Raw genomic sequence first — 25,314 nt, 5'->3', positions numbered from 1 at the left:
GCCGCAGACTGAACGCAAGAAGGCACCCCTACCTGGATCTGACCATCCAGGTAGGGGCACCTCTTGTCTTAGCGCCTAGTCGCACCGTCATCAGAACGTGGCCAGGATCCCTTGGGTTGCACAGATGGCACCGGCAACCCGGTTCCTGAGGTTCTCCGGACAACCTGACGCGCCACCTCAATCATGTGGTGACTGCACCTCGTCCCATCTTCGCTGCCGCAGCCCGGCCCGCTACTCGCGCCAGTACGCCCAGGCGAGCCACAACAGCCCGGCTATTCCGCCCGCCGTCGCCGCCGACCCGGCCACCGTGAACACCACCACGGTCGCGGCCTGCCCCACGGTGGCGCCCGGATCCACGATGCCGTCCAGCCAGCCAGCAGGCATTGGCTCACCGCCGAAGACCAGAATCGCAGCGGCTAGCGCTGACACAGCCGCCATCTTCAGTGTGTAGGTTGCCAGCCCCATCGGTCGCTCCCTTGCCCCTGGCATCGAAACGTCCGGGCAGCATAGGAGGTTCATTGCCGCTTGCCAGGGCTCATGGCACCGGGGCTAGGCTCGGTCCGCAGGAGGACCGCCCATGCCGCCCTACCCAAGTGACCCAGCCATCCAAGCCGAGGCCCGGCGCCTCGCCTCCGAAGACCTGGACCGTGACCTTGGCGCCGTCGCCGAGATGCTGGCCGAGCGTGGCCATCATGGTCCCGATGGCAGGCCATACGCCGCACGCACCGTGGCCAACTTGCTCGACGAGGAACTCGTCCATAGGCGCGAGGACCGACAGCGGGCGCTCAGGGCCGAGGCAGGTGCCGACTTCAACCGCTGGCTTGCCCAGCATGGCCAGGGGTTCGTCGCGGGTGGTGCGGATGCCTTCCTTCAGAAGGCAGCCTCGCCCGAGCGCTGATTTCCTGACCTCCGACGAGGCCCTTGTCTGGCGGCGTGACCATCCCGTCCTGCACGATCTCGTCGCCGGTCGACTGGTCCGCCTGCCAGGTACGAAGCAGGCCGAGCTCCGGGAGGTCCCGGCCACCCTCGCCGCCGCGGTGTGGATGGTGGCGAGCCACCTCACGGCGAGCCGTCGGTGGGTGGCGAGGCCAAAGGACGAGTTTGGCGCCGTGCCACTCGGCGTGGCGGCGAAGGACTGTAGCGGTCTCACGCAGTTGCTGCGGTTGCCGGAGGCGATCTGGCCCGGCTGCACCGCTCCAACCCCGTTATGGCGCCGTTCGAGGTAGGCTTCCCGGGCGCCAGCTTGCTACGGGACAGCGGACGCTTTGCCGCTGTGGAAGTTCACCGCCGCTAACGAGTCGAGACGCTTGCGCCTTCGGCTCCGATGACGAGGGTCACACCCTCAATCAAGCGAGTACATCGTCATCGTATCCCTAGCGGACGCCTTCACCTCCAAGCTTAACCTCGAGCTCGCCACGAAGGAACGAATGACCCGCTTGGCAAACTCCTCATCCTCGAAGCCGTCCCGATAGAGCGCGCCAATCGCGGTCACGGCCATGATGGACTTCGCAGAGGGGCGGGAGACGCCGACGTCTGACATGCGCCATTCAAAGCTTGTCTGCGAGCCGTCTATCGCCGCCTGCAAAGTGGCGTCGTCACCATCCCGCTGCACCACGAAGATCTCGCTCCAAAACTCGTTCGCAGCGGCGAAGGCCCGAGGATACTTGTCCTCGCCCTTCATGAGGGACCCAATCACGTCCAGCATCTACACCTTCCAACGGCTCAGCCCAAGCAATGGAGATGGGGGGCAGCTTTGGCGCTTTCAATGAACACGTGCGCGACGGGCAAGTCTTCACATGGTCCAGTCTGGGCCACCTTCTGCTTCCGGAGGGTACGACCTCGTACTCGGCTCGTGCTCCTCGCTCGCGCCTCTTCAACAGCGTGGGGCAGTGAACCCAGGCATCGGTGACCGATGCGTGCGGTGCGGCCTATCCGGGCGCCGGATCCGCCCGGTTCCCCCTCGACACAATGAGCATGTCGGCATCCGGCAGTGGCCTCTGGAGTTGCTGGGCGACATCCCAGGGCGCCATCCACCTCAAGGCGATGCCGGTGATGCTGACGACACCGGACGAGATAGACACTTGGCTGCAGGCGCCGTGGGGGATCGCCCGCGAGCTGCAGCGACCATTGCCGGACAACGACATGCTCATCGTGAGCAAGGGTAACCGCAAGGATCCGGCCTAGCCTGGCGCGACCTGATTGGCGGGTCGTCTGGCTGGCAAGCGGCGACTGCACCTCCACACCACCCCTCGGTCATCCACGGATTCCGATTCGGCCCGGCTCTCAGGCGAACGCACCTTGAAGGTAGCAGTCAACGCGGCAGGAACAGGCCCTTGATGCAGGCGGAATTGCAGACGGCAATCTGGGTATGGGTCTTCAAGTAAAAGCCTCCGTCCGGGTAGACGGGCTCGCCTTCGGTGAGGAGACCGCGGACGGTGTCGAACGGGCCCGGCTTCTCGCTTCCGGCAGGCAGATCGTAATCCTCCTCCAAGATGGCATGGAGGCGGCGGATCACGGCGCAGTCCAGGTTGCGGAGCAGCTTGTCGTTGGTCGTGCTGCCCCTGACATCCCTATTACGAGGCAGCGCCTGCCCGCTCTTCTCCCGCGTGGCCACCAGACTGTCATAGGCGTTTCTCAGGAGATTGAGGTTCTCGCGGACCAGAAGGTCCAAGCAGTTGCCCAGGTCGATGACGGCACCCAGAACAAAGGGCTTCTTGTAATCGCCACGGGCGACCTTGTCCTCGGCCCACTCCAGTGCGCGTCCGGGATCGCCCTCCCAGAAGTAAACACCGGGGCCGAGCCAATCATAATCTTTCTCACTCCGCAGCAGGTTCACCTCACCTGCAAGGGCCTTCCTGCCCACCTTCTCATCGCAGTCGTGGTAGCCCAATACGAAGGAAGTGGCGTAGCGACTCAACTACGAGCTGCGGTTGGCTTCTTCGACGGCTTCTTCGGCGCCGGGCCACCGTATTCGGGGGCAAGACGACCATCGGCCGTCCGGATGCCCTCGCGGACCAGCGCTTCACGGGCAACGGCACGGGTGGTCGTGTTCACCTCGGTGTACCGCCTCGCCATGATCTCGAAGGTCTTGCGCTGGGCTTCCGTCATCTACCGCTCCTGTTGCCGGATAACCTAGTGCGCCCCAAGGCTTGAAACGACATCCGCGAGGCTTCCCCCGCAGCCCCACTCCGGGCGCAGGCGGTAACGGGCGTGCAAGGTATAGGACTGATTCAGCGGTGTCTCGCGCCATCCCAGGCGCCAGAGTCGCCCATCACTGTCCAATGTAGCCTTGATACCTCGCCCTCCAAGGCATAGGGTTCCGACATGTCGAAGGAACCCACCCTCCGCGCCGTCGCCCGACCTTCCCCGGACTTCACGGACCGGGCCTACTGGGCCGGGACCATCAAGATGGCGCTCAGCCGTTTCTTCGTCCTCCAGGTGCTGCACGACGGCCCGGCGCACGGCTACGACATCGCCCGTGCCGTCGAGCGGACCACCAACGGCTGCTGCTCGCCCTCCGAGGGTGCCCTCTACCCGACGCTGCGCGAGTTCGAGCAGGGCGGCTACCTGACATCCGCTTCGGAAATCGTCTCCGGTCGCGAGCGCAAGGTCTACACGCTGACCGACAGGGGCCGCGACGCCTTCAAGGTCGGCCTGGAGGCATGGATGGACGCCACGGCGGCCCTGACCGAGACCGACCGCGCCGCTGCTGCCCGCGACCAGGCCAAGGGTGCCTGCCGATGCTGACCGTTGGCTTGCCCACATACATCGCCCACCGAGGCATACCCAAGGGGAACGTCAAATGACGTCTTGCTGCTCCGCCACGCCGCGCCCTCAGAACAGGGCCTCTGAGGGCCACGCCGCCCTCGGATCGCTACCTGTCGCCATCATCGGCGGCGGTCCGGTCGGCCTCGCCGCCGCAGCGCATCTGCTGGAGCGTGGCCTCGAGCCGGTCATCCTGGAAGCCGGTCCCTCGGTCGGCACGGCGCCGCTTGCCTGGGGCCACGTCCCCATGTTCTCCCCCTGGCGCTACAACATCGACCGGGCGGCCCAAGCCCTGCTGGAGCGGCACTGCTGGATGGCGCCTGACGCCGATGGCTTCCCGACCGGACGCGAACTCGCCGACGACTACCTGGCGCCGCTCGCCGCGCTGCCGGAGATCGCTGGCCGCCTGCGCCTGAACACGCGGGTGACCGGCGTCGTCCGGCAACGCGTGGGCAAGGTCCGCGACGCCGGGCGCGAGGACCAGCCCTTCGAGGTCAGGTTCCAGGCCGACGGACGCGAGGGCCGCCTCCTCGCTCGCGCCGTCATAGTGGCCACCGGCACCTGGGGCAGTCCCAGCCCGGCCGGTGCCTCCGGTATGCCCGCCGTGGGCGAACGCGAGGCCGCCGAGCGAATCCGCCACGGCATGCCGGACGTGCTGGGCGCCGACCACGGCCGCTACGCGGGCAAGCGCGTCCTCGTCGTCGGGTCGGGCCACTCGGCCGTTGGCACCCTCATCGACCTCGCCCGCCTGGCCGAACAGGCGCCGGGCACGGCTGTCCTGTGGGCGGCCCGCGGCGCCGACCTGACGCGGGCCTACGGCGGTGGCGCCGCCGACCAGCTGCCGGAGCGCGGCGCCCTCGGCCAACGGCTGCGGCGCCTCGTGGAGGCCGGTGCCGTCGAGCTGCTCGCGCCCTTCGCGGTGGATGAGGTTCGCCGGGGCACCGGTGGTTCCCTGCAGGTCAAGGGTCTCGAAGGCAGGACGGTGGCGGCGGACGAGATGGTGGTCGCCACCGGCCTACGGCCCGACCTCGGAATCCTTGGCGAGGTCCGCCTGGACCTGGACCCGGCGCTGGAGTGCCCGCGCGTGCTGGCGCCGCTGATCGATCCCAACCTGCACTCCTGCGGCACCGTCCGGCCGCACGGCGCCTTCGAGCTCCAGCAGCCGGACAGCGGGCTTTTCCTTGCCGGGATGGCCAGCTACGGGCGGGCGCCCACCTTCCTGCTGGCCACCGGCCACGAGCAGGTGCGCTCCATCGCCGCCTTCCTCGCGGGCGACCTCGAGGCCGCGCGCCGTGTCGAGCTCGATCTGCCGGAGACCGGCGTCTGCAGCTCGAGCCGCGTGCTGCCCGGCGCCGCCGACGTGGTGTCCTCTTGCTGCGCTCCCGCGGCACCCCCGGTCGCCTGCTGCTCCTCGCGGCCGGAGCAGGAGCTGGTCAAGGAAACGACGTGCTGCGGGACCAACACCGCGCGGGCGACCGTACCGTCCGAGCCCGCCGAATGAGCCAGGCCACGACACCGGGAAGCGCCCTTGCCGGTGCGGCAGCAGGCCGCAACCGGCTGACGGTCGTCTCGGCCATCGGCGTCGGCCAAATCCTTGCCTGGGGTTCCTCCTACTACCTGCTAGCCGTCCTGGCCGGACCGATTGCCGCGGACACCGGCTGGCCGCTCACCTGGATCATGGGCGCCCTGTCTATTGGCATGCTGGTGTCCGGCTTGGCTTCGCCGCGCATCGGCCACCTGATTCACCGGCACGGCGGCCGCCCCGTGCTCGCCGCCAGCGCCGTCCTGCTCTCCGCGGGCCTGCTGCTGCTCGGGCTGGCGCCGAGCCTGCCGGTGTTCGTAGTCGCCTGGGTGGTGCTCGGGCTGGCCATGGGGGCCGGGCTCTACGACCCGGCATTCTCGACGCTGGGGCGTCTCTGTGGCGAGCAGGCGCGCTCGGCCATCACCCACGTCACCCTGTTCGGCGGCTTCGCCAGCACGGTCTGCTGGCCGCTCAGTGCCTTCCTGGTTGACCACCTGGGCTGGCGCGGCGCCTGCCTGACCTACGCCGCCATCCACCTCGCCGTGGTGCTGCCGCTCTACCTGTTCGGCGTGCCGCGCGAGTTGGCCAAGCCCGCTGCGGCACCCACGGCCGCCAAGGCTGCCGTGGCGCCAGGCCATGTGCAGGCGGGCCAGCGCTACGCCTTCGTCGTGCTGGCAGCGGGGTTCACCCTGGCGGCGGTCATCATGACCGTCATCTCCGTCCACCTGCTGACACTGCTGCAGTCGCAAGGGCTGGCGCTGGCGGCGGCCGTCGCCTTGGGCACGCTGATCGGCCCGGCGCAGGTCGGCGCCCGCGTGCTGGAGATGCTGTTCGGCAAGAAGGCGCATCCCATCTGGAGCCTGGTCGCGTCCGCGGTGCTGGTGGCGGTCGGCCTGGGCATGCTGGTGGGTGCGCCCGGCGTCGTGGCCGCAGGCATCGTCATGTACGGCATGGGCAGTGGCGTCCGCTCCATCGCCCGCGACACGGTGCCCTTGGCCCTGTTCGGCAAGGAGGGCTACGCCGTGCTGATGGGCCGCATCGCCATGCCGACCCTCATCGCGCAGGCAGCCTCGCCCTTTCTCGGCGCCTGGCTGCTGGACAGCTTCGGCACGCAGGCGACGCTGGCTATCCTGTGCGGGGCAGCGATGCTGAACATCCTGATGGTGCTGGCACTCGTGCCCAATGCGCTCCGGCGTTCCTGACAGTCATCCTCCATCCAAGAAAACGAGGTTCCCGTGCCTGAACTGATCACAACCGCCCTCACCAATCAGCCCGCCGAGGTGACCATCCGGCCTGCCAGAGAGGCCGACATGGACGCTGTTGCCACCATCTATCGGCACCACGTGCTCCATGGCACCGCCACCTTCGAGACAGAGGCACCGACGGCCGAAGATATGCGGCAGCGACGCATCGCCATCACCGAACGCGGGCTGCCCTACCTGGTGGCCGAGGACACCGATTGTCGCGTGCTCGGCTACGCCTACGCGGGCGCTTATCGGCCCAGGCCTGCCTACCGGAATACACTCGAGAACTCGGTCTACATCAGCGAGGAGGCCCGAGGGCGCGGCATCGGCCGCCGCCTGCTCGAGGCCCTCATCCAGGAGTGCGCCGCACTCGGCTACCGGCAGATGGTGGCCGTCATCGGCGACAGCGCGAACGAGGCGTCCATCCGCCTGCACAAGGCGTTCGGATTTCAGCCGATCGGCACCTTGCGCTCGGTTGGCCGCAAGCACGGGCGATGGCTGGATACTGTGCTGATGCAGTTGGCTTTGGGGGACGGTGACGAGACGGCACCCGAGGTGGAGTAAGGGCCTTCCCCCTGACATCCTTCGCCAGCAAACTGGCGAAGGCGGTACTCGGCATGGTGGGAACCAGCCTCCGCATCAGCAAATGCAGATCAGCTTGGCGACGCTGCCGATTTGGCCGCTATGCCCGACGCAATGGCCGCCACGACCACTCACAGCAATCGACTGCTAGCCCATGGCCCTCCTTGCGCTGCGCCTAGGTAGTGGCCGCTGTTCCCGACAAGGTCTCAATCAGTGGGCATGTGGCCTGCTCCCCGGATTGACATTGCTGCACGGCACCATCCAGTACACGCTCCATCGCCTGGAGGTCGGCAATTCGGGAGCGGACATCCGCGAGGTGTGCTGCGGCGATGCCATGGACCTCGGTGCAGGCGCCTGCACCAAGTTCGAGGAGCGCGCCCACCTCGTTCAGGGTGAAGCCAAGCTCCCGCGCGCGCCGCACGAACCTCAGCCGCCTGATGTCCTCCTCACCGAAGAGGCGGTAGCGCCCCCGGCGGGCCGGTATTGGAAGCAAGCCAATCCGCTCGTAATAGCGGATCGTCTCGATGTTGCAGCCCGTCCGCCGCGAGAGTTCACCGATGGCAACGCCGCTCTGCCCCATCCCATGCGCCTCCTCAGAAAGGACTTGAGTCTGTAGTCGCTACAGACGGTAGGTAGGCTGCATAGCTGAGACAAGGAGGCCGACCGTGTCCGACACCCAAGTGAATGCTACCCCGGCACATGGGGCGGTCCAGGAAGCCGGTGCGATGGTGCTGACGACGACGGGCATCGCCGCAGCCTTCGGTGCGGCCTCCTGCTGTGCGCTGCCGATGCTTCTTGGCTCCCTCGGGCTGGGAAGCGCTTGGCTCTTCGGGCTGGCGGTCCTTCTGGGGCCGTACCGCACGATCCTGCTCGCCGCCGCAGCCGCGTGCCTGGCTGGCGGAGCGGTCCTGCTCTGGCGCCAGCGGGCAGCGGTTGCCTGCGAGCCGGGCTCCGCCTGCTCCCCCAACCCAGCCCTCCGGCTTGTCGTTCCGGCAGGTTTGGCGGTCGGGATCATCCTGTTGGTGCTCGGTTATGCGTACGTGTGAGGACCCGATGATCCTGGAGTCGACAATCACCTGCCCGCACTGCGGCACGGCGAGAACCGAGACAATGCCGACCGATGCCTGCCAGTACTTCTATGACTGCACCGGCTGCGGAACGCTGCTCCGGCCCAAGCAGGGCGACTGCTGTGTGTTCTGCTCCTACGGCACGGTGCCGTGCCCGCCTGTCCAGGTGGACGGGAAGGGTTGTTGCCACGCGGAAGATCCGCCGCCAGCGGCTGGCTGACCCTTTCCCCGCGTGGTCGGCAACGGCGGGATGACCGTCACTCCGCAGCAAGGCCGGGGTTGGCGGGCACCAGCCTCGGCACCCAGCGGATGTAGACCAGCATGGCGACGAGTTCGACGAGCGTCTGCGTCACCACCGCGGCAGGCAGCAGCGCACCGGCTTCCGGGATAGCGAAGGCCAGCGGCAGGACGACCAGGGAGTTCCGGGTGCCGCCGCTGAAGGTGACCGCCCTCGCCGCGCCCGCCTCCAGGCCCGCATACCTGGAGATGACGCTACCTACGACCGGCATCAGCGCGGCGAAAGCGACGTAGACCGGCACCAGCATGGCGACGGAGCCTGCCTGGGCCGCCACGTTCGGGGCAACGGCCGCGATGACCACCAACAGCACCACGGCCATCAGGGGAACGGGCAGCCATCCCATGGCGTCCGCGACCGCCTTCCCGGCGCCGAAGCGCGCCGCCCACGCCTGAGTGGCCGCGGCGAGAGCCAGGGGCACGGCGATCAGCCAGACGAAGGCTTCGATGAAGGGACCGGGCTGCATCATCGCCATGGCCCGCTCGCCGATGAACAGGCCGAGGTAGACGGGGAGCAGCAGCATCTGCGCCACCAGCAGCACCGGCGTCGCCGCCAGGATGAGGCGGGCGTCCCCGCGGCCGAGGTGGGTGAACACGACCACGTAGTCGATGCAGGGCGCCAGCAGCACCATCAGGACACCCAGGCGCAGCACCCATTGCTCGCCGGGCAGCATGGAAGCCAGGGCGAACGCCACCAGGGGCGCGGCAACGAAGTTCACCGCCAGCAGCGTCAGCAGGAAGCGCCCGTTGGCCAGGCTCCTTCGCAGGTCCGCCAGCGGCACCTGGAGGAAGGTCACGTACAGCAGGGCCGCGAGGGCGGGGTTGATGACCGCCCCCCACGCCGCGCCGGGCGCGGCGACGGCCGCGATCGCGCCCGCCACGACGGCGGCGAAGTAGATGGCGACTTGGTTCTCTTCCAGGCCGGTGCGGGTGATGGCCAAGTTGTCGGCTCCTCCGTGGTGAGCGGGCAACCGATGTCACGCCGCGGGTGTGGTGACGTGGTTAGGCTCGCCAGCCGCAGCAGGCAGCCCGCTTTGCAAGGACCGGAACGGAAAGGTCTTCCAGGAAGGTGCACCGGCTGGCCGGGCCCCGGCGCAAGCCGCCGTGCCATACCCCAGGAAGCCGCGCCCTCGCTGTGGCGCCTGCCCACCTGCTGCTCCTGCCAAGGGCAGCAACGATGGGCAGCGCCGTTATCATCATGCCTGTTGCATGCACCACCAAGCAGGCAAGCTGATAAGTTGATGGCGGCTATCGGTCGGACTGCTGTTCTCCCTGGCCTGCCTTATCAAGGTCGCTACGAGCATCACGGATGATTGCCCAGGCGGATTGCAGGAACAGCCCGGCGATGACGAACGCCACGGCGAGGTCTGGCCACGCAGTTTCGGTCCACCAGACCAGGCCCGCCGCGACCACCACGGCCAGGTTGCCGATGGCATCGTTGCGACTGAACAGCCAGACGGCCCGGACGTTGGCGTCGCCCTCGCGGTGCGGCATGAGGACCGCTGCGGAGGCCACGTTCACCACCAGCGCGACGGCGCCGAAGAGGCCCATGAGCTCGGCCTCGGGCTGGTTCAGCACCAGCACCCGATAGCCGGTGGTGGCGAGCACGCCCACGCCAAGCACGGCAAGAAACAGGCCCTGAATGAGGGCGGAGCGGGCACGCCAGGCGAGGCTCCAGCCGATCGCCAGCAGGCCAAGGAAGCTGATTAGGCCATCGCCGAGGAAGTCGAGGGCGTCCGCCTTGAGCGCCTGGCTGCCGGAGATGAAGCCGCCGACCATCTCCACCAGGCCATAACCGACATTGAGGCCGACCACGATCCAGAGCGCCCGGCGGTAGGCGGGCGTGATGTGGGCGAGGTCCTTGGGCAGGTCGTCGTCGTCGCTCATCCGATGCTCCCGAGCCAAGACCGTACCGATACGTTCAGGGGGTGCCGGATCTGAAATAGCGGACCGGCGCGGCGCCCATGGCCATCAAGATGTCGCGTGCTACGAGGTGACGGGCGCCTTTCGTACATTGGAAAGACCTCAGCACCGCCACCCAGATGCACGGCCCAAGATGACCGTGAGCTCAATGCTGGGATCGCTGGCCGCTTCGGAGAGGCCGTCCAAAACCGGCCGATCATTCTGCGTCCATCGCCCTGGCAGCGCTCGTTCGAAAGCGGTCAATCGGCAGCTTCAGGTATGAGGTGCCATTCGCTTCCGGCTTCGGCAGACGTCCGCCGCGGAGGTTCACTTGCAATGCAAAGAGCATCATCGCTGGCAGAGGAAGCGTTCGATCACGTTCCTCCCGCAGCCGAACGAACCCGTCCTCTCCGCCGCTGTCCCGTAGGTGAATGTTGGTTGCCCGCTGCTCCGCTACGGTGGACTCCCAACGCGGTTCGCGCCCGCCCGGACGGTAATCGTGGCCGGTGAAGAGGCGTGTCGTCGGTGGCAACGCGAGGATGCTCTGGATGCTGCGGTACAAGGCCCGCGCGTTACCACCAGGGAAGTCGGCTCGTGCCGTGCCCGCATCCGGCATGAAGAGGGTGTCATGCACGAACGCGGCGTCGCCAACGACGTAGGTGACCGAGGCCGCGGTGTGGCCTGGGGAAAAAATCACCCTCACTTCCGAGGCGCCAAGATTGAAGCAGTGACCATCTGCAAACATGTGGTCCCAATAGTCGCGGCCACCGACCTCGAGATCGGGGATGTTATAGATGTCCGACCAGATCGCCTGAACTGCGAGGGTCTGTTCGCCAATGCCTGTTGGCACGCCAAGGCGCTCGCCCAGGTAGGCGACGGCAGAAAGGTGGTCAGCATGCGGGTGGGTGTCGAGCACCCATTCCGGGATCAGTCCGCGCTCCCGGATATGGGTGGCAATCTCGTCGGCTGGCTGGGTCGCAAGGCTGCATGAATTGCGGTCGAAGCTTAACAAGGGATCGATAACCGCGCATTTCTTTGTTTGCGGATCCGCCACGACGTAGGAGACGCTTCCGGTCTGATCATCGTAAAAGCCCCGTACGATCGGCTGAGACGGCATTCTGTTCTCCCTGTTTTTGCGCGGTGTCGCGGAAGCCGCGATGGTGGCCACCTTGGGACACCGAGCACGATGTCTTTCGGCAAGGGCGCACCCGGCGAGGGCCGAGGAGCGCTAAACCCAGCCGGGCGGAGTTGCATGCTTCGCGGTGTGGCTGACGGCGTATTAGGCGCGCTTCTTAGAATCCGCGGCGCCGCTCATCCGATGCTCCCGAGCCAGGGGAAGAGTTGGAGCATCAGGATGGCGAAGTCAGTCAGGTGGCCGGTAATCATTGCCACCCCCATCGCCACCATGATGCCACCCGCCACGATCTGAAGAACGCGCCCGACGCGTCGCAGGCTGCGGAACGGGCCGCGTAGAAAGGCGTCGGCGAAGGCGGCCACCAGCAGGAAGGGCACGCCCAGCCCGGCCGCATAGGCGGCCAGGAGCATGATGCCGAGGTGGCTGATTTCGCTGGTGGCGGTCAGCGCCAGGATGGCGCCCAGCACCGGACCGATGCAGGGCGTCCAGCCGAAGGCAAAGGCCAGCCCGAGCACGTAGGCGGAGAGCGGCGTGCCGCCGCTGAGAGTCGGCATGAAGCGGAGGTCGCGTTGTAACGGCATCAATCGCAGAACACCCGCAGTCATCAGGCCGAACAGGATAACGACCACCCCGCCCACGATCCCAGCCTCGTAGCGGTAGCGCAGCAGGGCTTGGCTCAGCGCCGAGGCGCCCGCGCCCATCGCCACGAAGACGGTCGCGAAGCCCAGGACGAAGCAGAGGCCGAGGCCGACCGTGGCGAGGCGATCCGGCGCGGTGCGCTCGGCGGCGACCGAGCGCCCGGCGACATAAGAGACGTAGCCGGGCACCAGCGGCAGCACGCAGGGCGAGAGGAAGGAAACCATCCCCGCCAGGAAAGCGGTCAGGAGGCCGGACATCTGGAGGAGCGGGTTCACGCCGGTCCCGCCCTCAGGGTCGCGCCACGGAGGTCGGCGCGCCCGCCGGTTCGCGCCGCCCGCTGACGAGGAGCAGGAGCGCAACGCCGACGAAGATCGCGCTGTCGGCGAGGTTGAAGGCGGGCCAGTGGTAGCCAGCCACGTGGAAGTCCAGGAAGTCCGTCACGGCGCCGTGCCGCAGCCGGTCGACGACGTTTCCCAGGGCGCCACCGACGATGAACCCGATCGAAGCCGCCATCCCGGGGCGCCGGTCGCGCGTCGTCCAGACGACGAGGCCTGCGATGACGGCGAGCGCGAGGGAGGACAGGAGCCAGGGCGTCGCGGGGTGGTCCGCCGACAGCAGGCCGAAGCTGACGCCCCGGTTCCATGCCAGCACCAGGTTGAAGAACGGGGTGACGGGGATGACGCGGGGCGGATCCATGAGATGGGCCAGCACCCACCACTTCGTCGCCTGGTCCAGCGCGAAGGCCAGCGCGGCCGTCCCCGCGCCCCAGGTCCAGGCGAGCCGCGCCCTAAGCAGGCCCTCAGCCATGCGCCATGCCCTTGAAGCGGTACCCGAGCAGGCGCATGGCGTTGAGGGTCACCAGCACCGTGGCGCCGGTGTCGGCCAGCACGGCGGGCCAGAGGCCGGTGATGCCGACCACCGTCGTCACCAGGAAGACCGCCTTGAGGCCGAGGGCGATGGCCACGTTCTGGTGGATGTTGGCCAGAGTCGCGCGCGACAGCCCGACCAGGGCGGCCACGTCCACGACACGGCTGTTCAGCAGCGCCGCGTCGGCGGTCTCCAAGGCCACGTCGGTCCCGCCACCCATGGCGATGCCGACCGAGGCGGCGGCGAGCGCGGGCGCGTCGTTGATGCCGTCGCCGACCATGGCCACGGGCGCCTTTGCCTTGAGGGCGCCGATCTCGCGCAGCTTGTCCTCCGGCAGCAGCCCCGCCTTCACCTTGAGGCCGAGCGCTCCGGCGATGGCCTGACCCGTGCGGACGTTGTCGCCGGTCAGCATGACGGCCTCGACGCCGAGGGCGTCGAGCGCCCGGATGCCCGCGGCCGCGTCCGGCCGGGGCTCGTCGCGCACCGCGACCAGGCCAGTGGGCGCGCCGTCCACAGAGACGACGACCACGGTCTTTCCTTGATTCTCCCACTCGGCGACCGTCCGCGTTGCGTCAGCCGTGAGCGGCGCCTGAGCGGCAGCGTGGGTGGGTGAGCCGACCGTCACGCGCTTGCCGGTCACGACGGCTTCGACGGCCTTGCCGGGGATGGCGCGGGACTCCTTGGCCGGGCGGAGCGGGATGCCGTCCGCGTCCGCCCGCTCCAGGATGGCGCGGCCGAGCGGATGGCTGGAGCCGTTCTCCACCGCGGCGGCGAGGCCAAGCATCGTGCGTTCCGAGCCAGACAGGGCGAGGAGGTCGGTCACGCGCGGGCGTCCCTCGGTCAGGGTGCCGGTCTTGTCGAAGGCGACGGCGCGGATCCGGCCGATGGTCTCCAGGGCGCCGCCGCCTTTCACCAGCAGGCCCCGCCGGGTGCCGACGGCGAGGCCGGAGGCGATGGCCGCGGGCGTCGAGAGGACGAGGGCGCAGGGGCAGGCGACCAGCAGCAGCGCCAGGCCGCGGTAGATCCAGGTGTCCCAGTCCGCGCCGACGATAAGCGGCGGCGCGACGACAACCAGGGCCGCCACGGCAACTGCGATCGGCGTGTAGATGGCCGAGAACCGCTCGATGAAGCGGGCGGTCGGCGCCTTGGCGTCCTGCGCCTCCTCCACCAGGCGGATGATGCGGGCGATTGTGTTGTCGGAGGCAGGCTTCGTCACCCGGACCTGGAGCGCACCGGAGGCATTGATGCTGCCCGCGAAGACAGGGGCGCCCTCCGCCTTGGGAACGGGGATAGACTCACCGGTCACCGGGCTCTCGTCGACCTCGGATTCGCCCTCGGCCACATCGCCGTCGGCGGAGACGCGGTCACCCGGGCGGACCAGGACGAGGTCGCCGACCTTGAGGCTGGCGGCGGGCACCTCCCGTGCCGTGCCGTCTTCGATGCGCAGCGCGGTCCTCGGCACCAGGGCGCCGAGCGCCTCGATCCCCGCGCGGGCGCGCCCGGCCGCGATGCCCTCCAGGAGTTCGCCGACAGTGAACAGGAACACCACCACGGCCGCCTCGGAGGTTGCTCCGATGGCGATGGCGCCGACAGTGGCGATCGACATCAGCATCTCGATGCTGAAGGGCGAACCGGCGCGCGCCGCGGCGATGGCCTTCCTGCCGAAAAAGACGAGCCCGATCAGGGCGGCGGGTACGTAGGCCCAGTGGTCCAGCGACGGGACGGCGAGCGAAGCGGCGAACCCGGCCACCATGAGGGCGCCGATCGCCGCGGCAAGCCGCGCCTTCTTCCCCTTCCACCAGGGCTGGCGTGGGCGAACGAGCGGTACGTCGGCGGCGACCGCGCCAGGCTCGCCCGCGACCACCCGCGGCGCCTCGACCGGGGCGACGCCGTAGCCGAGCTTGCGGATCCCCTCCTCGACGGACGAACGCGGGGTCGCCGCCTCGTCCAGCCGGAAGGCCAGGACCTGGCTGTGGTAGTTGACCCGGATGTCCTCGGCCCCGCCGAAGCGGCCAACGGCAGTTTCGATCTTCGAGGCGCAGGACGGGCAGTCCATGCCCTCCACGTGGTATCGCAGGGCCGCCCTGGACTTGGGGGCTAGTTGAGCCGTTCCGCCGTCAGCCATGGCTGTCATCCTGTTCCTGTTGGTTACGCCAGGGCCGCGACACCGTAGCCCAGACCGCGGATCTTCTCCTCGACGGCCGAGCGTGGCGTGGTCGCCTCATTCAGGCGGAACTCCAGGGTCTGCGTCTTGTAGTTGACCTGGATGTCCTCGGCGCCGCCGATCTGCTCGACCGCACCCTCGATCTTCAGGGCGCAGCCGGAGCAATCCATGCCCTCCACCCGGTAACGCAGGTCGACCGATGTTCCTGCTGCCGTGTCACCATTCGCCATCGCTTGCCTCCTTCGCAGGTGGGTCCCCGCTGGTTGCGGGGAACTGATGACGTCTTATATAGACCCTGTAGTCGCTACAGGGTCAAGGTGATGTCTTTGGAGAACTTGCTGAACATCGGCGCTCTCGCCAGGGCGACCGGGACGAAGGTGGAAACCATTCGCTGGTATGAGCGTGTGGGGCTGCTCCCGGCCCCGGCCCGCAGCGCCGGGAACTACCGGACCTACGGCGAGGCCCACCTTGGCCGCCTGAGCTTCATCCGGCGTGCGCGGGACCTCGGCTTCTCGCTGGATCAGATCCGCACACTGCTCGACTTGGCCGAGGACCGCGAGCGCTCCTGCGACGCGGTGGACGTCATCGCCAGCGAGCACCTGGAGGATGTGGACCGGAAGATTGCCGACCTCCAGGCACTGCGCCGCGAACTGGATTCCCTCATCGGACAGTGCCGCCACGGCAAGGTGGCGGAGTGCCGCATCATCGAAGCCCTCGGTCCCAGCACTGGCGCCTGACCGTTCACACGGCTCTTCCCAGCCGTGTCCACTCCGGGCCGTTTCAGCGGTTGCCCGCCGGAACGGCCATGATCTTAGGCGCGGATCAGGCTCACCGTGTCACCGTTCGGGTCCTCGGGCGCCGGGGCCGGAGGCTGGCCCTGGGCAGGACGCGGCGCCGAGCGGGCTTTGTTGCTGACATAGGCGAGCCCCGTGCGCCGATCCACGGCCACGGTGTTCGGGTGCGTGCCGGTCTGCAGGCTCGCCAGCACGGTCAGCGCGCGCGTGTCCACCAGGCTGACCGTGCCAGCCCCACGGTTGGTGACATAGGCCAGCGCACCGTCGGTCGAGAAGGTGACGGCCAGCGCGCCCGCACCTGTCTCCAGCACCTTGACCGGCTGGCCGGACGCGGCATCCAGCACGGCCAGTTGGCCGCTCTTCTGGTTGGTGCAGAACAGGCGCCCGCTGGCGGCGTGGAAGGCCAAGTTGATTGGCCCGTCCCCGCCGGAGGCGAAGCGGCGCACCCCGGCGCGGCGGGCAAGGCTCACTTCCACCACCTCGTTCGTCTGCAAGGCGGCCACGAAGACCCGGTCTCCCGCAGGGTCATGGGTAAGGCCCGAGATACCCCCTTCCAGCCCTTCCGTGATGACGCTGGCGAGGGTGTTGGCAGCCGTGTCCACCACCCACACGGCGCTCGGCTTCTCCCGGAAGCCGAAGTTGGAGACGAAGGCGCGGTTGCGCGCCTCGTCCACGACGACCTGCCGCGGATGGTTGTTCTCGCCCTCGCCGATCTCCGTCTTGACCTTGCCGGTGCGGAGGTCAATGGCGAGCACCCTGCCTTTGCGCGTGCCGGTGCCGAACAGCATGCCGGTGCTGTCGTTCACGCCGAGGCCGAAAGCTGTGTTCGCGCCGAGCTCGATGGTGGAGCGGACCTCCAGGGTACGCGGATCCAGGCCAAGGATCTTGGCGTCGTCGGCGCCGCGCGGGCCGGTGCTCGCCACATGCACAAGGCCTGTGGTGGTGCTGACAACCAGTTCGCAGAGGCCGGGCGCCAGCTTCACGCTCTTCTCCACCGCGGCGGCACGCGCCGGTGCAGTCCGCAGGGCAAAGCCAGCCGCGCCGAGCAGCGCGAGCGCGTGGCGGCGGCGAAGCGTGGGCATGGCGGGATAGGTGACGGAGTTCGTGTTTGTCATGGCGGGCCTTTCCCGGTGGACGGGTAGCTGAGATTAACTCTCGTTAACAATAACGCGCCGCACCAACAATCCTGTCAGCTACCTGAGCCCGGCCTTCTCGTGGGCTTGGTGTCAGTGGAAACGTCTTTATCCGTTCACGAGCAGAGGTTGTCCTCTCTTGCCTACTGTCCGCACGAGAGCTCCAGCGCCTATCCGACGGCGCCCGAGAGCTTAGCCAAGTCCGCCTTGGCCTGCTTCTCCGCCCGCTCCTTGCGCTCGCTGTAGCGGTCGGTCAGGTGGCTCGAAATGTCACGAGTCAGCAGGGTGAACTTCACCAGTTCCTCCATGACGTCGACGACGCGGTCATAGAGCGGCCCCGGCAGCATGCGTCCCGCCTCGTCGAACTGCTCATGCGCTTTGGGCACGGAGGATTGGTTGGGGATGGTGATCATCCGCATCCAGCGCCCGAGCAGGCGCAGGGTGTTGACGCTGTTGAAGCTCTGGCTGCCGCCGGAGACCTGCATCACCGCCAGCATGCGCCCCTGGGTCGGACGGACGCCGCGGCTCTCCAGCGGCAGCCAGTCGATCTGGTTCTTCAGGATGCCGGTGACGGCGCCGTGCCGCTCCGGGCTGCACCAAACCTGGCCCTCGGACCACAGGGACAACTCTCGGAGTTCCGCCACCTTGGGGTGGTCGGCGGGTACGCTGTCGACCACCGGCAGGTCGCGGGGGTCGAAGACCCGCGTCTCGGCGCCGAGGCGGCGGAGGATGCGCACGGCCTCCAGCGTCAGGAACCGGCTGTAGGACCGCTCCCGCAGCGAGCCGTAGAGCAGCAGGATGCGCGGTGGGTGCGTGCTGGCGCCGGGAATGCCGAGCCGGGTGAGATTCGGCATCTGCAGATGGTCGTCGGCAACGTTGGGCAGCGTGAGGTCGAGGTCGGATGGCATTAGGGTCTCCCCGTCGTCAGGAACGGACGGATGGCGCGCTTGGTCGTGTTGCTCACGGCGTACCCACCACGGGCAGCCAAAGCGCCAGGGCGGCCAGCACGGCCAGAAGCACCGGAGGCGTGATGACGAGGCCGACCTTCATGTATTGCCCCCAGGTGATGGTAGTGCCCTTGCGCGACAGCACATGCAGCCAGAGCAACGTCGCCAGGCTGCCGATGGGGGTGAATTTGGGCCCCAGGTCGCAGCCGATGACGTTGGCGTAGACCATCGCCTCGCGGATGGCGAGCGGGATGCCCCGCGCCTGCTCGATAGCCAGGGCGCCCACCAGCACGCTCGGCATGTTGTTCATCACGGAGGAGATCAGCGCGGCGCCGACGCCCGTGCCGATGGTGGCGGCCCAGAGGCCATGCCCGGCCAGCCATTCCAGTGCGCCAGCCAGATGGTCCGTCAGCCCGGCGTTCCGCAGGCCATAGACCACCAGGTACATGCCGAGCGAAAACACGACGATCTGCCAGGGAGCCTCGCCTAGTACCTTGCGGATGGAGACAAGGGCGCCCTGCCCTCCCCGGTGCCAGCGCCCGGCCAGCACCAGCAGGAGGAGCGCTGCGGCGCCGGTCACGGCCGCCACCGGCACGCCGAGCGGTGCCAGGACGAAATAGGCCAGCAGCAGCACCGCAAGCAGCGGAAAGGCCGCCCGGAAGACGAGGTGGTCGCGGATGGCGGCGCCGGGCCGCTCCAGTCGGTCCAACGCATAGCTCGCGGGCACCTGGCGGCCATAGTAGGCCCAGAGCACGCCGAGTGTTGCCACCAGCGCCACCAGGTTCACCGGCACCATCACCGCCGCATAGCGGTCGAAGCCGATGCCGAAATAGTTGGCCGAGACGATGTTGACGAGGTTGGAGATCACCAGCGGCAGGCTGGTGGTGTCGGCCACGAAGCCGCAGGCGACGATAAAGGCGAGCGTGGCGCCTGCGGAGAAGTTCAGCCGCAGCAGGATGGCCATGACGATGGGCGTCAGCAGCAGGGCGGCGCCGTCATTGGCGAAGAAGGCAGCGATGAGCGCGCCCAGCACCACGACAAGCGGAAACAGCCGCCGCCCGTTTCCGCCGCCCCAGCGCGCCACGTGCAGCGCGGCCCACTGGAAGAACCCGGCCTCGTCCAGCAGAAGCGAGATGATGATCAGCGCCACGAAGGTGAAGGTGGCGTCCCAGACGATGTCCCAGACCACAGGGACATCGGCCCAGCCGATGACGCCCGTCAGGAGCGCCAGCACGGCGCCGCCCATGGCGCTCCAGCCGATGCCGATACCGCGTGGCTGCCAGATGACCAGGACGAGAGTGAGGACGAAGATGGCCAGGGCCAGCATGAAGGGCGTGTTCTCTCGGGCGTCAGGGCGCGCCGGACCATCCGCTGTCAGCGATGGTCAGCGGCTTGGCTCGTCGGTCCCCGGAATGGGAGGGCGCGGGCGCCCGACTCAGATCAGGCGGTGGCCCGGTTCACCGACGACCTTCTCGCCGTCCTCCTTGGTGAAGGCGCCCTGCTGCGGGTTCGGCAGGATGTCGAGCACCGCCTCGGACGGCCTGCACAGCTTCGCGCCGAGCGGTGTCACCACGATGGGACGGTTGATGAGGATGGGGTGCGCCACCATGGCGTCGAGCAACTGGTCATCGGTCAGGGACGGATCACCAAGGCCAAGCTCTTCGTAGGGCGTGCCCTTCTGGCGCAGGACGTCGCGCACCGGGACGCCCATGCGCCGGATGAGGTCGGCCAGCACCTCCCGCGTCGGCGGCGTCTTCAGGTACTCGATAACCTTCGGCTCCTCGCCGCTGTTGCGGATGAGGGCCAGCGTATTGCGGGACGTCCCGCAAGCCGGGTTGTGGTAGATGGTGACGTCGCTCATGGGGTGGCCTTCTCGGGCGGGCAGCAGGGAAGCAGGTCGGCGACCAGGGGCTGGCACAGGTCGGCGCGTCCGCCGCAGCAGTCCTTGACGAGGAACAGCATCATCTCCCGCAGGCGCTCGGCATCGGCCCGGTAGACGATGGACCGGCTGTGGCGCTCGGAACGAAGCAGGCCAGCGCGCGTCAGCACCGCCAGGTGCGTGGACATCGTGTTTTGGGGAACCTCGAGCTGTCGGGCGACCTCGCCCGCAGGCAGGCCCTCGGGCTCATGGCGCACCAGCAACCGGAAGGTCTCCAGCCGGGTCGACTGTGACAGGGCGCCAAGGCACGCGAGGGCGTCTTCCGATTCCATATATCGAGTATCGCCGATATGTTGGCGCAGTCAAGCTCATGCGGAGTGCTTCGCCGCATGAAGCAGGTGTCTGCTTCCCAGGCGAGCCTACCCCGGAAGCGGCCTGTCCGTGCCCGGCCAGACCCGGCCATGACGGCTGTGCGCCCACAGCAGCCGGACCTTCAGTGCAAGCCACTTCCCAGAAACCGACATGGCTCACCCTGACCGGCACGAACGCCTTCGGGGCGGAGGGACGGCGCTCCAGGACGATGAGCGGGAAGTGCCGCCACTCAAGCATGTCGCCACGCCGGAGCCACCGAGCGCCACGCCCCAGGCCCAACGGAGCCATGGTGCTCGCGTGGTTCTCCTGGGGAGGCAGACGCAGTTCAAGCAAGGACCACAGGTACCCGCGTTCATACGGGTTTAAGGGGGATTACTTGCGCTTGGGGGCCTCACCTCTTGACGCTGAGGCTAACTGAACATACCTTCAGACTGCACTTGGAACGCTGGTTTGAGCCACTTGGTTCAATCCTAACGGGTGCCCCAGCCTGTGGAAGCAGGTATCTGCGGCACTATCGCGGATCAAATTGGGTATCTATTTACACGGAAGTGTTGCGGAGGGGTCAGGCCGACGGGTCTGGCCCCAAAGCTTTTTCGGGCTATCTGACGCCGTAGAGCTGTCCCGTCTGACGCGTCCTATGAGCAATGTACGCGAAGTTCTCCTCTCTCCCGCCCTTTATCGGGTCGCCGGTGAGGTAAGACGTTTCCACGCTAGCGATAGCGCAGCCGTTGGGCGGGCCAGGCATGAACTTCAGGAAAACGATCCAAGTGTGCGAAATGCCAGGCAGCTTTGTGTGGAGTACCCACTGATAGTTGTTGATGGGCGCCAAGCGCCCGCTCATGGCGCTTCTCAACGTTTCCTTCAGGTTCCGGCTGGCAAACCAGCGAACTGGACACAGGCGCCGCCTCTCTTCCGGCCGCTCGCTTTCAACCACAAGGTCTCCCAAGCCAAGCCTTGTCGAATCCTTGTCCGTGCAGCAGTGATAGCTGAACTTGAAGCAAATGGGCATCCGAACCTTCTCACTGCCCGCCGAACCTTCAGGGCCGGGTGAGCCGGGCGCCAAGATGGTGGTGTTCCATGGCTGGAGATGGGTCAGGTCGTAGACCCCTCCATCGTATCTCGGCTGGCTCTGCCAATAAGGCATAGGCTGCGACAAGGTGCGCTCCGTCGACGACGTTTCCCTAAACCCTCGGGCAAACGGCGCCTGACAGCAGGGACTCAGCCGTTATCAGCAAAGCCAGCGGCCTTGCACCTTGGTCGGAAGACGAACTTGGCCGCGGAAAATACACGACGGAATCGTCACTACAAGTTGATATCTGAGCCTCCTCCACTTTCAGGGGGGGTGCCTGAACAGAGCCTACCGCCAGGCTGGCTGCACCCAGATTGTCGAGGTTCAGGGATTGGGTGGGCAGGTCGCTTCCTGGATCAACCCCGCCTTAGCCCGGTCACCTGTAGCGCGATCTGTCCCCCTCACGGTGAAGGTTTGAGTGGCAGGCTGGACACCGTGCCGCTGTGGGCAGGCCCATGTCACGAACCGCGCTGCGCTCCCTCACCTGAAATATCTTGTCACACTTGGGCAATCTCGGGCTCGCACTCGGAGGCCATCTTGGCCGCATCGAGTTCACGCGGCAGGCCACCGACCTGCCCCTGCTTGCACAGACCGGGGAAGCTCACCGATGCGCCTTGCCACCTCCATCGCGGCCGCCATCCTGGCCGCCATCGCTGCGGCCCAGATTCAGCCTGCCTCTGCGGACTCGGCCTACCAGGCATTCGGCACCCGTGGCCGTGCCCAGGACGTCAGGCGGACGATCGACATCGTCATGCGGGACAACAGCTACCAGCCGCAGCGCATCCAGGTCCGGGCCGGGGAGACCGTCCGCTTCCGGGTGCGCAACGCTGGCGAGCTCCTGCACGAGTTCAACATCGGCACCGCCGTCATGCACCAGCAGCACCAGCGCGAGATGCGGGCCATGTTCGACAGCGGCATGATGTCGGCGACCAGCAAGGATGCCATGGCTGGCATGGACCACTCCAGGATGCCGGGCATGAACCATGGCGCCATGGGACACGGCGGCATGGATCACGGCGCGATGCGCCACGATGACCCGAACGCCGTTCTGGTCGACCCCGGCAAGACGGGGGAGATGGTCTTCAAGTTCACCAGGGCCACCAGCCTGGAGTTCGCCTGCAACATCCCGGGCCACTACGAGTCCGGAATGGTGGGCAACGTCACCTTCTCGCGCTGACCGGCAAGACCAGCCCGCAGTGGACGTGGCCAAGGGGACCGAACGATGACCAATGACAAGCTGAGCAGGCGGCGGGCCCTGGGCCTCGGGGTCGCCGCCCTGGCGTTCCCGGCCGCGCCCGGCGCCTTGGCGCAGCCCGCCGTCGGCCGGGCGATGCCGCGCGAGTTCAACCTGACCCTGTCGCACGTGACGGCCAACATCACCGGGCGCCGCCGCCCGGCAATGTCCATCAACGGGCAGATCCCGGGTCCCGTCCTGCGCTTCCGCGAGGGCGAGGAGGTGGTGATCAACGTCACCAACCGGCTGCGCGAGCACACCTCGATCCACTGGCACGGCCTGATCCTGCCGAGCGGCCAGGACGGCGTGCCGGGCATCAGCGACGGCTTCCAGGGCATCGACGCGGGCGGGACGCACCAGTACCGCTTCCCGCTCGTCCAGGCTGGCACCTACTGGTACCACAGCCATTCGGGCGTGCAGGAGCAGTCCGGCATCTACGGCTCCATCGTCATCGACCCCGCGACGCCGGAACCCTTCGGCTACGACCGCGACTACATCGTCCAGTTGTCGGACTGGACGGACGAGACGCCGAGCCACGTCATCGCCAACCTCAAGCGCGATCCCGGCTACTACAACTACAACAAGCGCACCCTGGCCAGCCTGGTCGGCGAGCTCCGCCGCGCGCCGGACGGCGCCGCGCGCTCGGCCATCGTCTCCGACCGCATCATGTGGGGCGACATGCGGATGGACCCGACCGACATCGAGGATGTCGGCGGCTACACCTATCTGGTCAACGGCCACACCCCGGCACAGAACTTCACCTCACTGTTCCGGCCGGGCGAGACGGTCCGCCTGCGCTTCATCAACAGCGGCGCCATGACGCATTTCGACGTGCGCATCCCCGGGCTCGAGATGACCGTGGTCCAGGCGCACGGCAACAACGTCCGCCCCGTCGCTGTGGACGAGTTCCGCATCGCCCCGGCCGAGACCTTCGACGTGCTGGTGCGTCCCCGCGACGGGCGCCAGTACCAAGTGCTGGCGGAATCCATGGGCCGCCAGGGCTTCGCGCAGTTCAGCCTGGCCACGCGGGAAGGCCTGCCCGCCCTGCCGCTGCCGCCGCACCGCCCGCGCCCTGTCCTGACCATGGCCGACATGGGCATGAACTACGGGCCCAGCGGCCTCGACCGCGGCACGCCGCTGCCGGAGGTGGACGCGCCTGGCCATGTCGCGCCGATGGACATGGGTGGCATGGACCACTCCTCCATGCAGGTGCCCGCCGGGGGCTCCGCGGGCATGCAGCAAGGTTCCATGGGCGGCATGAACCATGGAAGCATGGCGGGGATGGAACACTCGAGCATGGCCGGGATGAACCATGCCGGGATGGCTGACATGAACCATGGCGCCATGGGCGGCATGCCGGGCATGGACCACAGCAGCATGCCCGGCAGGAACCATGGTTCGACGGGCGCCGGTGCGACGGGCGGCATGGACCACGGTGCCATGGGCCATGGCGGCATGGCGATGCCGGACCCCCTGGTGAACGACGTCGGCGCCCTGCCGGGCGCCCGCGTGCTGTCCTACCGCGACCTGCGGGCCGCCAAGCCGCTCTACCCGGTGCGCGAGCCCACCCGCGTCATCGAGATCCGGCTGACCGGCAACATGGAACGGTACTTCTGGTCCATCAACGGCAACAGCTTCAGCCAGGCGCAGCCCATCCAACTCCATCTCGGCGAGCGGGCCCGCTTCCGCTTCGTCAACGAGACCATGATGAACCACCCGATGCACCTGCACGGCATGTGGATGATCCCGCAGGTCGGCAACGGGGCCGAGAACCCCTTGCTGCACACGGTCAACATCAAGCCCGGCTCGACGGTCGATGTCGACATCGAAGCGGATGCGCCCGGCGGCTGGGCCTTCCACTGCCACATGCTCTACCACATGGAGACCGGGATGATGCGCAAGGTGTCGGTCGTCGCGGCGCGGCAGTCGGTCTCGGCGCGGTGATGGCCATGAAGACCAAGAGCATCCAGACCGCCGCCGCCCTGGCCGTCCTGAGCTTGGCCGCCCTCCAGGCCGCACCGGCGTACGCGCAGGCGATGCAGCACAGCACGGAGCCCCCGTTCAGCCACGAGGTGTTCACCGGCGCCGTGCTGTTCGAGAAGCTGGAGTACGGCTGGGGGCTGGACGGCCCCAACATCGGCCGCTGGGACGGGCAGGCTTGGTATGGCGGCGACGTCAACCGGGTTTGGCTGAAGACCGAGGGCGAGATGGCGCGGAACGGCCGGGTCGAGAGTGCCGAGATCCAACTGCTCTACTCGCGCCTGGTCGGCTACTACTGGGACTTCCAGGCCGGTGTCCGCTACGACATACGTCCCCAGCCGGACCGCTTCTACGGCGTCATCGGCCTGCAAGGGCTGGCGCCCGGCATGTTCGAGGTCGACCTCCAGGGTTTTGTCAGCGAGCGCGGCGACCTGTCGGCACGCGCGGAGGTGTCCTACGACGCCTACATCACGCAGCGCCTGGTGCTCCAGCCCAACATCGAGGCCAATTTCGCGCTCCAGAAGGTGCCCGAACTTCACGTCGGCAGCGGCATCAACGACGTCGAGGCCGGGCTGCGCCTGCGCTACGAGGTCACCCGTGAGATCTCACCGTATATCGGCGTCGGCTACGAGCGGAAGCTCGGCGACACGGCTCGGTACGCGCGCAACGAAGGCGAGGATGTCGGCGGCTGGACCTTCATGACCGGCATCCGTCTGTTCTTCTGA

General features: G+C 67.7%; 29 protein-coding genes. 12 read left to right on the top strand and 17 right to left on the bottom strand.

Annotated features, from left to right (window positions below; all coding sequences use genetic code 11):
- Positions 1-231: 231 nt before the first annotated feature.
- Positions 232-465 (bottom strand): hypothetical protein, encoded by a 234-nt coding sequence (locus tag ACVMLK_RS00530; RefSeq protein ID WP_099095917.1) that lies wholly within the window; start codon positions 463-465, stop codon positions 232-234.
- A 112-nt stretch (positions 466-577) separates the two neighbouring features.
- Between ACVMLK_RS00530 and ACVMLK_RS00525 the strand changes: the two genes are divergently transcribed.
- Entirely contained in the window at positions 578-898 is a 321-nt protein-coding gene (locus tag ACVMLK_RS00525; RefSeq protein WP_141563148.1) for a hypothetical protein, read from the top strand.
- Between the two features lie 444 nt (positions 899-1,342).
- On the opposite strand, the gene ACVMLK_RS00520 is transcribed toward ACVMLK_RS00525, so the two are convergent.
- A complete protein-coding gene (locus ACVMLK_RS00520; RefSeq protein WP_099095914.1) occupies positions 1,343-1,705 on the bottom strand; it encodes a hypothetical protein in 363 nt (120 codons plus the stop codon).
- A gap of 269 nt (positions 1,706-1,974) precedes the next feature.
- On the opposite strand from ACVMLK_RS00520, the gene ACVMLK_RS00515 reads away from it, so the two are divergent.
- Complete coding sequence (locus ACVMLK_RS00515; RefSeq protein ID WP_457485301.1) at positions 1,975-2,184, top strand: hypothetical protein; 210 nt, start codon at positions 1,975-1,977, stop codon at positions 2,182-2,184.
- 127 nt (positions 2,185-2,311) lie between these two features.
- Here ACVMLK_RS00515 and ACVMLK_RS00510 read toward each other — a convergent pair whose 3' ends face one another.
- Positions 2,312-2,917, bottom strand: coding sequence for a hypothetical protein (locus ACVMLK_RS00510; RefSeq protein WP_099095913.1), 606 nt, complete (start codon positions 2,915-2,917; stop codon positions 2,312-2,314).
- Entirely contained in the window at positions 2,914-3,108 is a 195-nt protein-coding gene (locus ACVMLK_RS00505; protein WP_141563147.1) for a hypothetical protein, read from the bottom strand. The genes ACVMLK_RS00510 and ACVMLK_RS00505 overlap by 4 nt, the downstream gene beginning before the upstream one ends.
- A 216-nt stretch (positions 3,109-3,324) precedes the next feature.
- Between ACVMLK_RS00505 and ACVMLK_RS00500 the strand changes: the two genes are divergently transcribed.
- From ACVMLK_RS00500 to ACVMLK_RS00485, 4 genes are read left to right on the top strand one after another with little or no spacing between them, the layout of a single operon-like run.
- Positions 3,325-3,747 carry a PadR family transcriptional regulator gene (locus ACVMLK_RS00500; RefSeq protein ID WP_099095912.1) on the top strand — a complete coding sequence of 141 codons (423 nt, stop codon included), beginning with the start codon at positions 3,325-3,327 and terminating at the stop codon, positions 3,745-3,747.
- 55 nt (positions 3,748-3,802) lie between these two features.
- Entirely contained in the window at positions 3,803-5,266 is a 1,464-nt protein-coding gene (locus tag ACVMLK_RS00495; RefSeq protein WP_404700455.1) for an FAD-dependent oxidoreductase, read from the top strand.
- Positions 5,263-6,489 (top strand): MFS transporter, encoded by a 1,227-nt coding sequence (locus ACVMLK_RS00490; protein WP_176559832.1) that lies wholly within the window; start codon positions 5,263-5,265, stop codon positions 6,487-6,489. The genes ACVMLK_RS00495 and ACVMLK_RS00490 overlap by 4 nt, the downstream gene beginning before the upstream one ends.
- Positions 6,490-6,522: 33 nt before the next feature.
- Positions 6,523-7,095, top strand: a complete 573-nt coding sequence (locus ACVMLK_RS00485; protein WP_007002444.1) for a GNAT family N-acetyltransferase — start codon at positions 6,523-6,525, stop codon at positions 7,093-7,095.
- 193 nt (positions 7,096-7,288) lie between these two features.
- On the opposite strand, the gene ACVMLK_RS00480 is transcribed toward ACVMLK_RS00485, so the two are convergent.
- Complete coding sequence (locus ACVMLK_RS00480; protein WP_007002445.1) at positions 7,289-7,693, bottom strand: MerR family transcriptional regulator; 405 nt, start codon at positions 7,691-7,693, stop codon at positions 7,289-7,291.
- Positions 7,694-7,778: 85 nt separating this feature from the next.
- On the opposite strand from ACVMLK_RS00480, the gene ACVMLK_RS00475 reads away from it, so the two are divergent.
- Positions 7,779-8,159, top strand: coding sequence for a mercuric transporter MerT family protein (locus ACVMLK_RS00475; protein ID WP_245538228.1), 381 nt, complete (start codon positions 7,779-7,781; stop codon positions 8,157-8,159).
- 7 nt (positions 8,160-8,166) lie between these two features.
- On the top strand, positions 8,167-8,400 hold the full coding sequence (locus tag ACVMLK_RS00470; protein ID WP_081798710.1) for a GDCCVxC domain-containing (seleno)protein: 234 nt from the start codon (positions 8,167-8,169) through the stop codon (positions 8,398-8,400).
- A gap of 37 nt (positions 8,401-8,437) precedes the next feature.
- Here the strand turns inward: ACVMLK_RS00470 and ACVMLK_RS00465 are convergent, their stop codons facing one another.
- The 7 genes from ACVMLK_RS00465 to ACVMLK_RS00435 form a co-directional block, all read right to left on the bottom strand.
- Positions 8,438-9,415 (bottom strand): arsenic resistance protein, encoded by a 978-nt coding sequence (locus tag ACVMLK_RS00465; protein ID WP_007002448.1) that lies wholly within the window; start codon positions 9,413-9,415, stop codon positions 8,438-8,440.
- A 307-nt stretch (positions 9,416-9,722) separates the two neighbouring features.
- Complete coding sequence (locus ACVMLK_RS00460; RefSeq protein ID WP_007002449.1) at positions 9,723-10,361, bottom strand: cation diffusion facilitator family transporter; 639 nt, start codon at positions 10,359-10,361, stop codon at positions 9,723-9,725.
- Between the two features lie 232 nt (positions 10,362-10,593).
- On the bottom strand, positions 10,594-11,544 hold the full coding sequence (locus ACVMLK_RS00455; protein ID WP_306302903.1) for an MBL fold metallo-hydrolase: 951 nt from the start codon (positions 11,542-11,544) through the stop codon (positions 10,594-10,596).
- Positions 11,545-11,687: 143 nt separating this feature from the next.
- Complete coding sequence (locus ACVMLK_RS00450) at positions 11,688-12,425, bottom strand: cytochrome c biogenesis CcdA family protein (RefSeq protein WP_007002451.1); 738 nt, start codon at positions 12,423-12,425, stop codon at positions 11,688-11,690.
- Positions 12,426-12,438: 13 nt separating this feature from the next.
- Positions 12,439-12,957: a signal peptidase II gene (gene lspA, locus ACVMLK_RS00445; RefSeq protein ID WP_007002452.1), complete on the bottom strand. Its 519-nt coding sequence runs from the start codon at positions 12,955-12,957 to the stop codon at positions 12,439-12,441.
- The gene (locus ACVMLK_RS00440) at positions 12,950-15,142 is read right to left on the bottom strand and encodes a heavy metal translocating P-type ATPase (RefSeq protein ID WP_457485300.1); all 2,193 of its coding nucleotides are present in this window, start codon (positions 15,140-15,142) and stop codon (positions 12,950-12,952) included. The genes lspA and ACVMLK_RS00440 overlap by 8 nt, the downstream gene beginning before the upstream one ends.
- 23 nt (positions 15,143-15,165) lie before the next feature.
- Complete coding sequence (locus ACVMLK_RS00435) at positions 15,166-15,411, bottom strand: heavy-metal-associated domain-containing protein (protein WP_007002454.1); 246 nt, start codon at positions 15,409-15,411, stop codon at positions 15,166-15,168.
- 105 nt (positions 15,412-15,516) lie between these two features.
- On the opposite strand from ACVMLK_RS00435, the gene ACVMLK_RS00430 reads away from it, so the two are divergent.
- A complete protein-coding gene (locus tag ACVMLK_RS00430; RefSeq protein ID WP_198368137.1) occupies positions 15,517-15,918 on the top strand; it encodes a MerR family transcriptional regulator in 402 nt (133 codons plus the stop codon).
- 74 nt (positions 15,919-15,992) lie between these two features.
- Here the strand turns inward: ACVMLK_RS00430 and ACVMLK_RS00425 are convergent, their stop codons facing one another.
- The 5 genes from ACVMLK_RS00425 to ACVMLK_RS00405 all read right to left on the bottom strand — a co-directional run bounded on the left by ACVMLK_RS00425 (position 15,993) and on the right by ACVMLK_RS00405 (position 20,266).
- Entirely contained in the window at positions 15,993-17,090 is a 1,098-nt protein-coding gene (locus tag ACVMLK_RS00425) for a YncE family protein (RefSeq protein WP_007002456.1), read from the bottom strand.
- A 188-nt stretch (positions 17,091-17,278) separates the two neighbouring features.
- A complete protein-coding gene (arsH, locus tag ACVMLK_RS00420; RefSeq protein ID WP_099095909.1) occupies positions 17,279-18,016 on the bottom strand; it encodes an arsenical resistance protein ArsH in 738 nt (245 codons plus the stop codon).
- 52 nt (positions 18,017-18,068) lie between these two features.
- Complete coding sequence (locus ACVMLK_RS00415) at positions 18,069-19,382, bottom strand: arsenic transporter (RefSeq protein ID WP_099095908.1); 1,314 nt, start codon at positions 19,380-19,382, stop codon at positions 18,069-18,071.
- 108 nt (positions 19,383-19,490) lie between these two features.
- The gene (gene arsC, locus ACVMLK_RS00410) at positions 19,491-19,916 is read right to left on the bottom strand and encodes an arsenate reductase (glutaredoxin) (protein WP_099095907.1); all 426 of its coding nucleotides are present in this window, start codon (positions 19,914-19,916) and stop codon (positions 19,491-19,493) included.
- A complete protein-coding gene (locus tag ACVMLK_RS00405) occupies positions 19,913-20,266 on the bottom strand; it encodes an ArsR/SmtB family transcription factor (protein WP_099095906.1) in 354 nt (117 codons plus the stop codon). Before ACVMLK_RS00405 ends, arsC begins: the two co-directional genes overlap by 4 nt.
- A gap of 1,716 nt (positions 20,267-21,982) precedes the next feature.
- Here ACVMLK_RS00405 and ACVMLK_RS00400 point away from each other — a divergent pair.
- Genes ACVMLK_RS00400 through ACVMLK_RS00390 form a run of 3 tightly spaced genes read left to right on the top strand, consistent with a single transcriptional unit; the run spans position 21,983 to position 25,314 of the window.
- A complete protein-coding gene (locus ACVMLK_RS00400; protein ID WP_099095904.1) occupies positions 21,983-22,552 on the top strand; it encodes a cupredoxin domain-containing protein in 570 nt (189 codons plus the stop codon).
- 45 nt (positions 22,553-22,597) lie between these two features.
- Positions 22,598-24,553 carry a copper resistance system multicopper oxidase gene (locus ACVMLK_RS00395; RefSeq protein WP_457485299.1) on the top strand — a complete coding sequence of 652 codons (1,956 nt, stop codon included), beginning with the start codon at positions 22,598-22,600 and terminating at the stop codon, positions 24,551-24,553.
- 5 nt (positions 24,554-24,558) lie between these two features.
- On the top strand, positions 24,559-25,314 hold the full coding sequence (locus ACVMLK_RS00390; protein WP_099095959.1) for a copper resistance protein B: 756 nt from the start codon (positions 24,559-24,561) through the stop codon (positions 25,312-25,314).

The sequence above is a fragment of the Teichococcus aerofrigidensis genome (genome assembly GCF_054073225.1).
Note: the sequence above shows the minus strand (reverse complement) of the source record. Positions and strands in the feature narration are given on the sequence as shown.

Excerpts from the sequence above, each read along its gene's own strand:
- ACVMLK_RS00530 (WP_099095917.1), bottom strand. The coding sequence starts at position 465 with ATGGGGCTGGCAACCTACACACTGAAGATGGCGGCTGTGTCAGCGCTA.
- ACVMLK_RS00525 (WP_141563148.1), top strand. The coding sequence starts at position 578 with ATGCCGCCCTACCCAAGTGACCCAGCCATCCAAGCCGAGGCCCGGCGC.
- ACVMLK_RS00520 (WP_099095914.1), bottom strand. The coding sequence starts at position 1,705 with ATGCTGGACGTGATTGGGTCCCTCATGAAGGGCGAGGACAAGTATCCT.
- ACVMLK_RS00515 (WP_457485301.1), top strand. The coding sequence starts at position 1,975 with ATGTCGGCATCCGGCAGTGGCCTCTGGAGTTGCTGGGCGACATCCCAG.
- ACVMLK_RS00505 (WP_141563147.1), bottom strand. The coding sequence starts at position 3,108 with ATGACGGAAGCCCAGCGCAAGACCTTCGAGATCATGGCGAGGCGGTAC.
- ACVMLK_RS00500 (WP_099095912.1), top strand. The coding sequence starts at position 3,325 with ATGTCGAAGGAACCCACCCTCCGCGCCGTCGCCCGACCTTCCCCGGAC.
- ACVMLK_RS00495 (WP_404700455.1), top strand. The coding sequence starts at position 3,803 with ATGACGTCTTGCTGCTCCGCCACGCCGCGCCCTCAGAACAGGGCCTCT.
- ACVMLK_RS00490 (WP_176559832.1), top strand. The coding sequence starts at position 5,263 with ATGAGCCAGGCCACGACACCGGGAAGCGCCCTTGCCGGTGCGGCAGCA.
- ACVMLK_RS00480 (WP_007002445.1), bottom strand. The coding sequence starts at position 7,693 with ATGGGGCAGAGCGGCGTTGCCATCGGTGAACTCTCGCGGCGGACGGGC.
- ACVMLK_RS00470 (WP_081798710.1), top strand. The coding sequence starts at position 8,167 with ATGATCCTGGAGTCGACAATCACCTGCCCGCACTGCGGCACGGCGAGA.
- ACVMLK_RS00460 (WP_007002449.1), bottom strand. The coding sequence starts at position 10,361 with ATGAGCGACGACGACGACCTGCCCAAGGACCTCGCCCACATCACGCCC.
- lspA (WP_007002452.1), bottom strand. The coding sequence starts at position 12,957 with ATGGCTGAGGGCCTGCTTAGGGCGCGGCTCGCCTGGACCTGGGGCGCG.
- ACVMLK_RS00440 (WP_457485300.1), bottom strand. The coding sequence starts at position 15,142 with ATGGCTGACGGCGGAACGGCTCAACTAGCCCCCAAGTCCAGGGCGGCC.
- ACVMLK_RS00435 (WP_007002454.1), bottom strand. The coding sequence starts at position 15,411 with ATGGCGAATGGTGACACGGCAGCAGGAACATCGGTCGACCTGCGTTAC.
- ACVMLK_RS00425 (WP_007002456.1), bottom strand. The coding sequence starts at position 17,090 with ATGACAAACACGAACTCCGTCACCTATCCCGCCATGCCCACGCTTCGC.
- arsH (WP_099095909.1), bottom strand. The coding sequence starts at position 18,016 with ATGCCATCCGACCTCGACCTCACGCTGCCCAACGTTGCCGACGACCAT.
- ACVMLK_RS00415 (WP_099095908.1), bottom strand. The coding sequence starts at position 19,382 with ATGCTGGCCCTGGCCATCTTCGTCCTCACTCTCGTCCTGGTCATCTGG.
- arsC (WP_099095907.1), bottom strand. The coding sequence starts at position 19,916 with ATGAGCGACGTCACCATCTACCACAACCCGGCTTGCGGGACGTCCCGC.
- ACVMLK_RS00405 (WP_099095906.1), bottom strand. The coding sequence starts at position 20,266 with ATGGAATCGGAAGACGCCCTCGCGTGCCTTGGCGCCCTGTCACAGTCG.
- ACVMLK_RS00400 (WP_099095904.1), top strand. The coding sequence starts at position 21,983 with ATGCGCCTTGCCACCTCCATCGCGGCCGCCATCCTGGCCGCCATCGCT.
- ACVMLK_RS00395 (WP_457485299.1), top strand. The coding sequence starts at position 22,598 with ATGACCAATGACAAGCTGAGCAGGCGGCGGGCCCTGGGCCTCGGGGTC.
- ACVMLK_RS00390 (WP_099095959.1), top strand. The coding sequence starts at position 24,559 with ATGAAGACCAAGAGCATCCAGACCGCCGCCGCCCTGGCCGTCCTGAGC.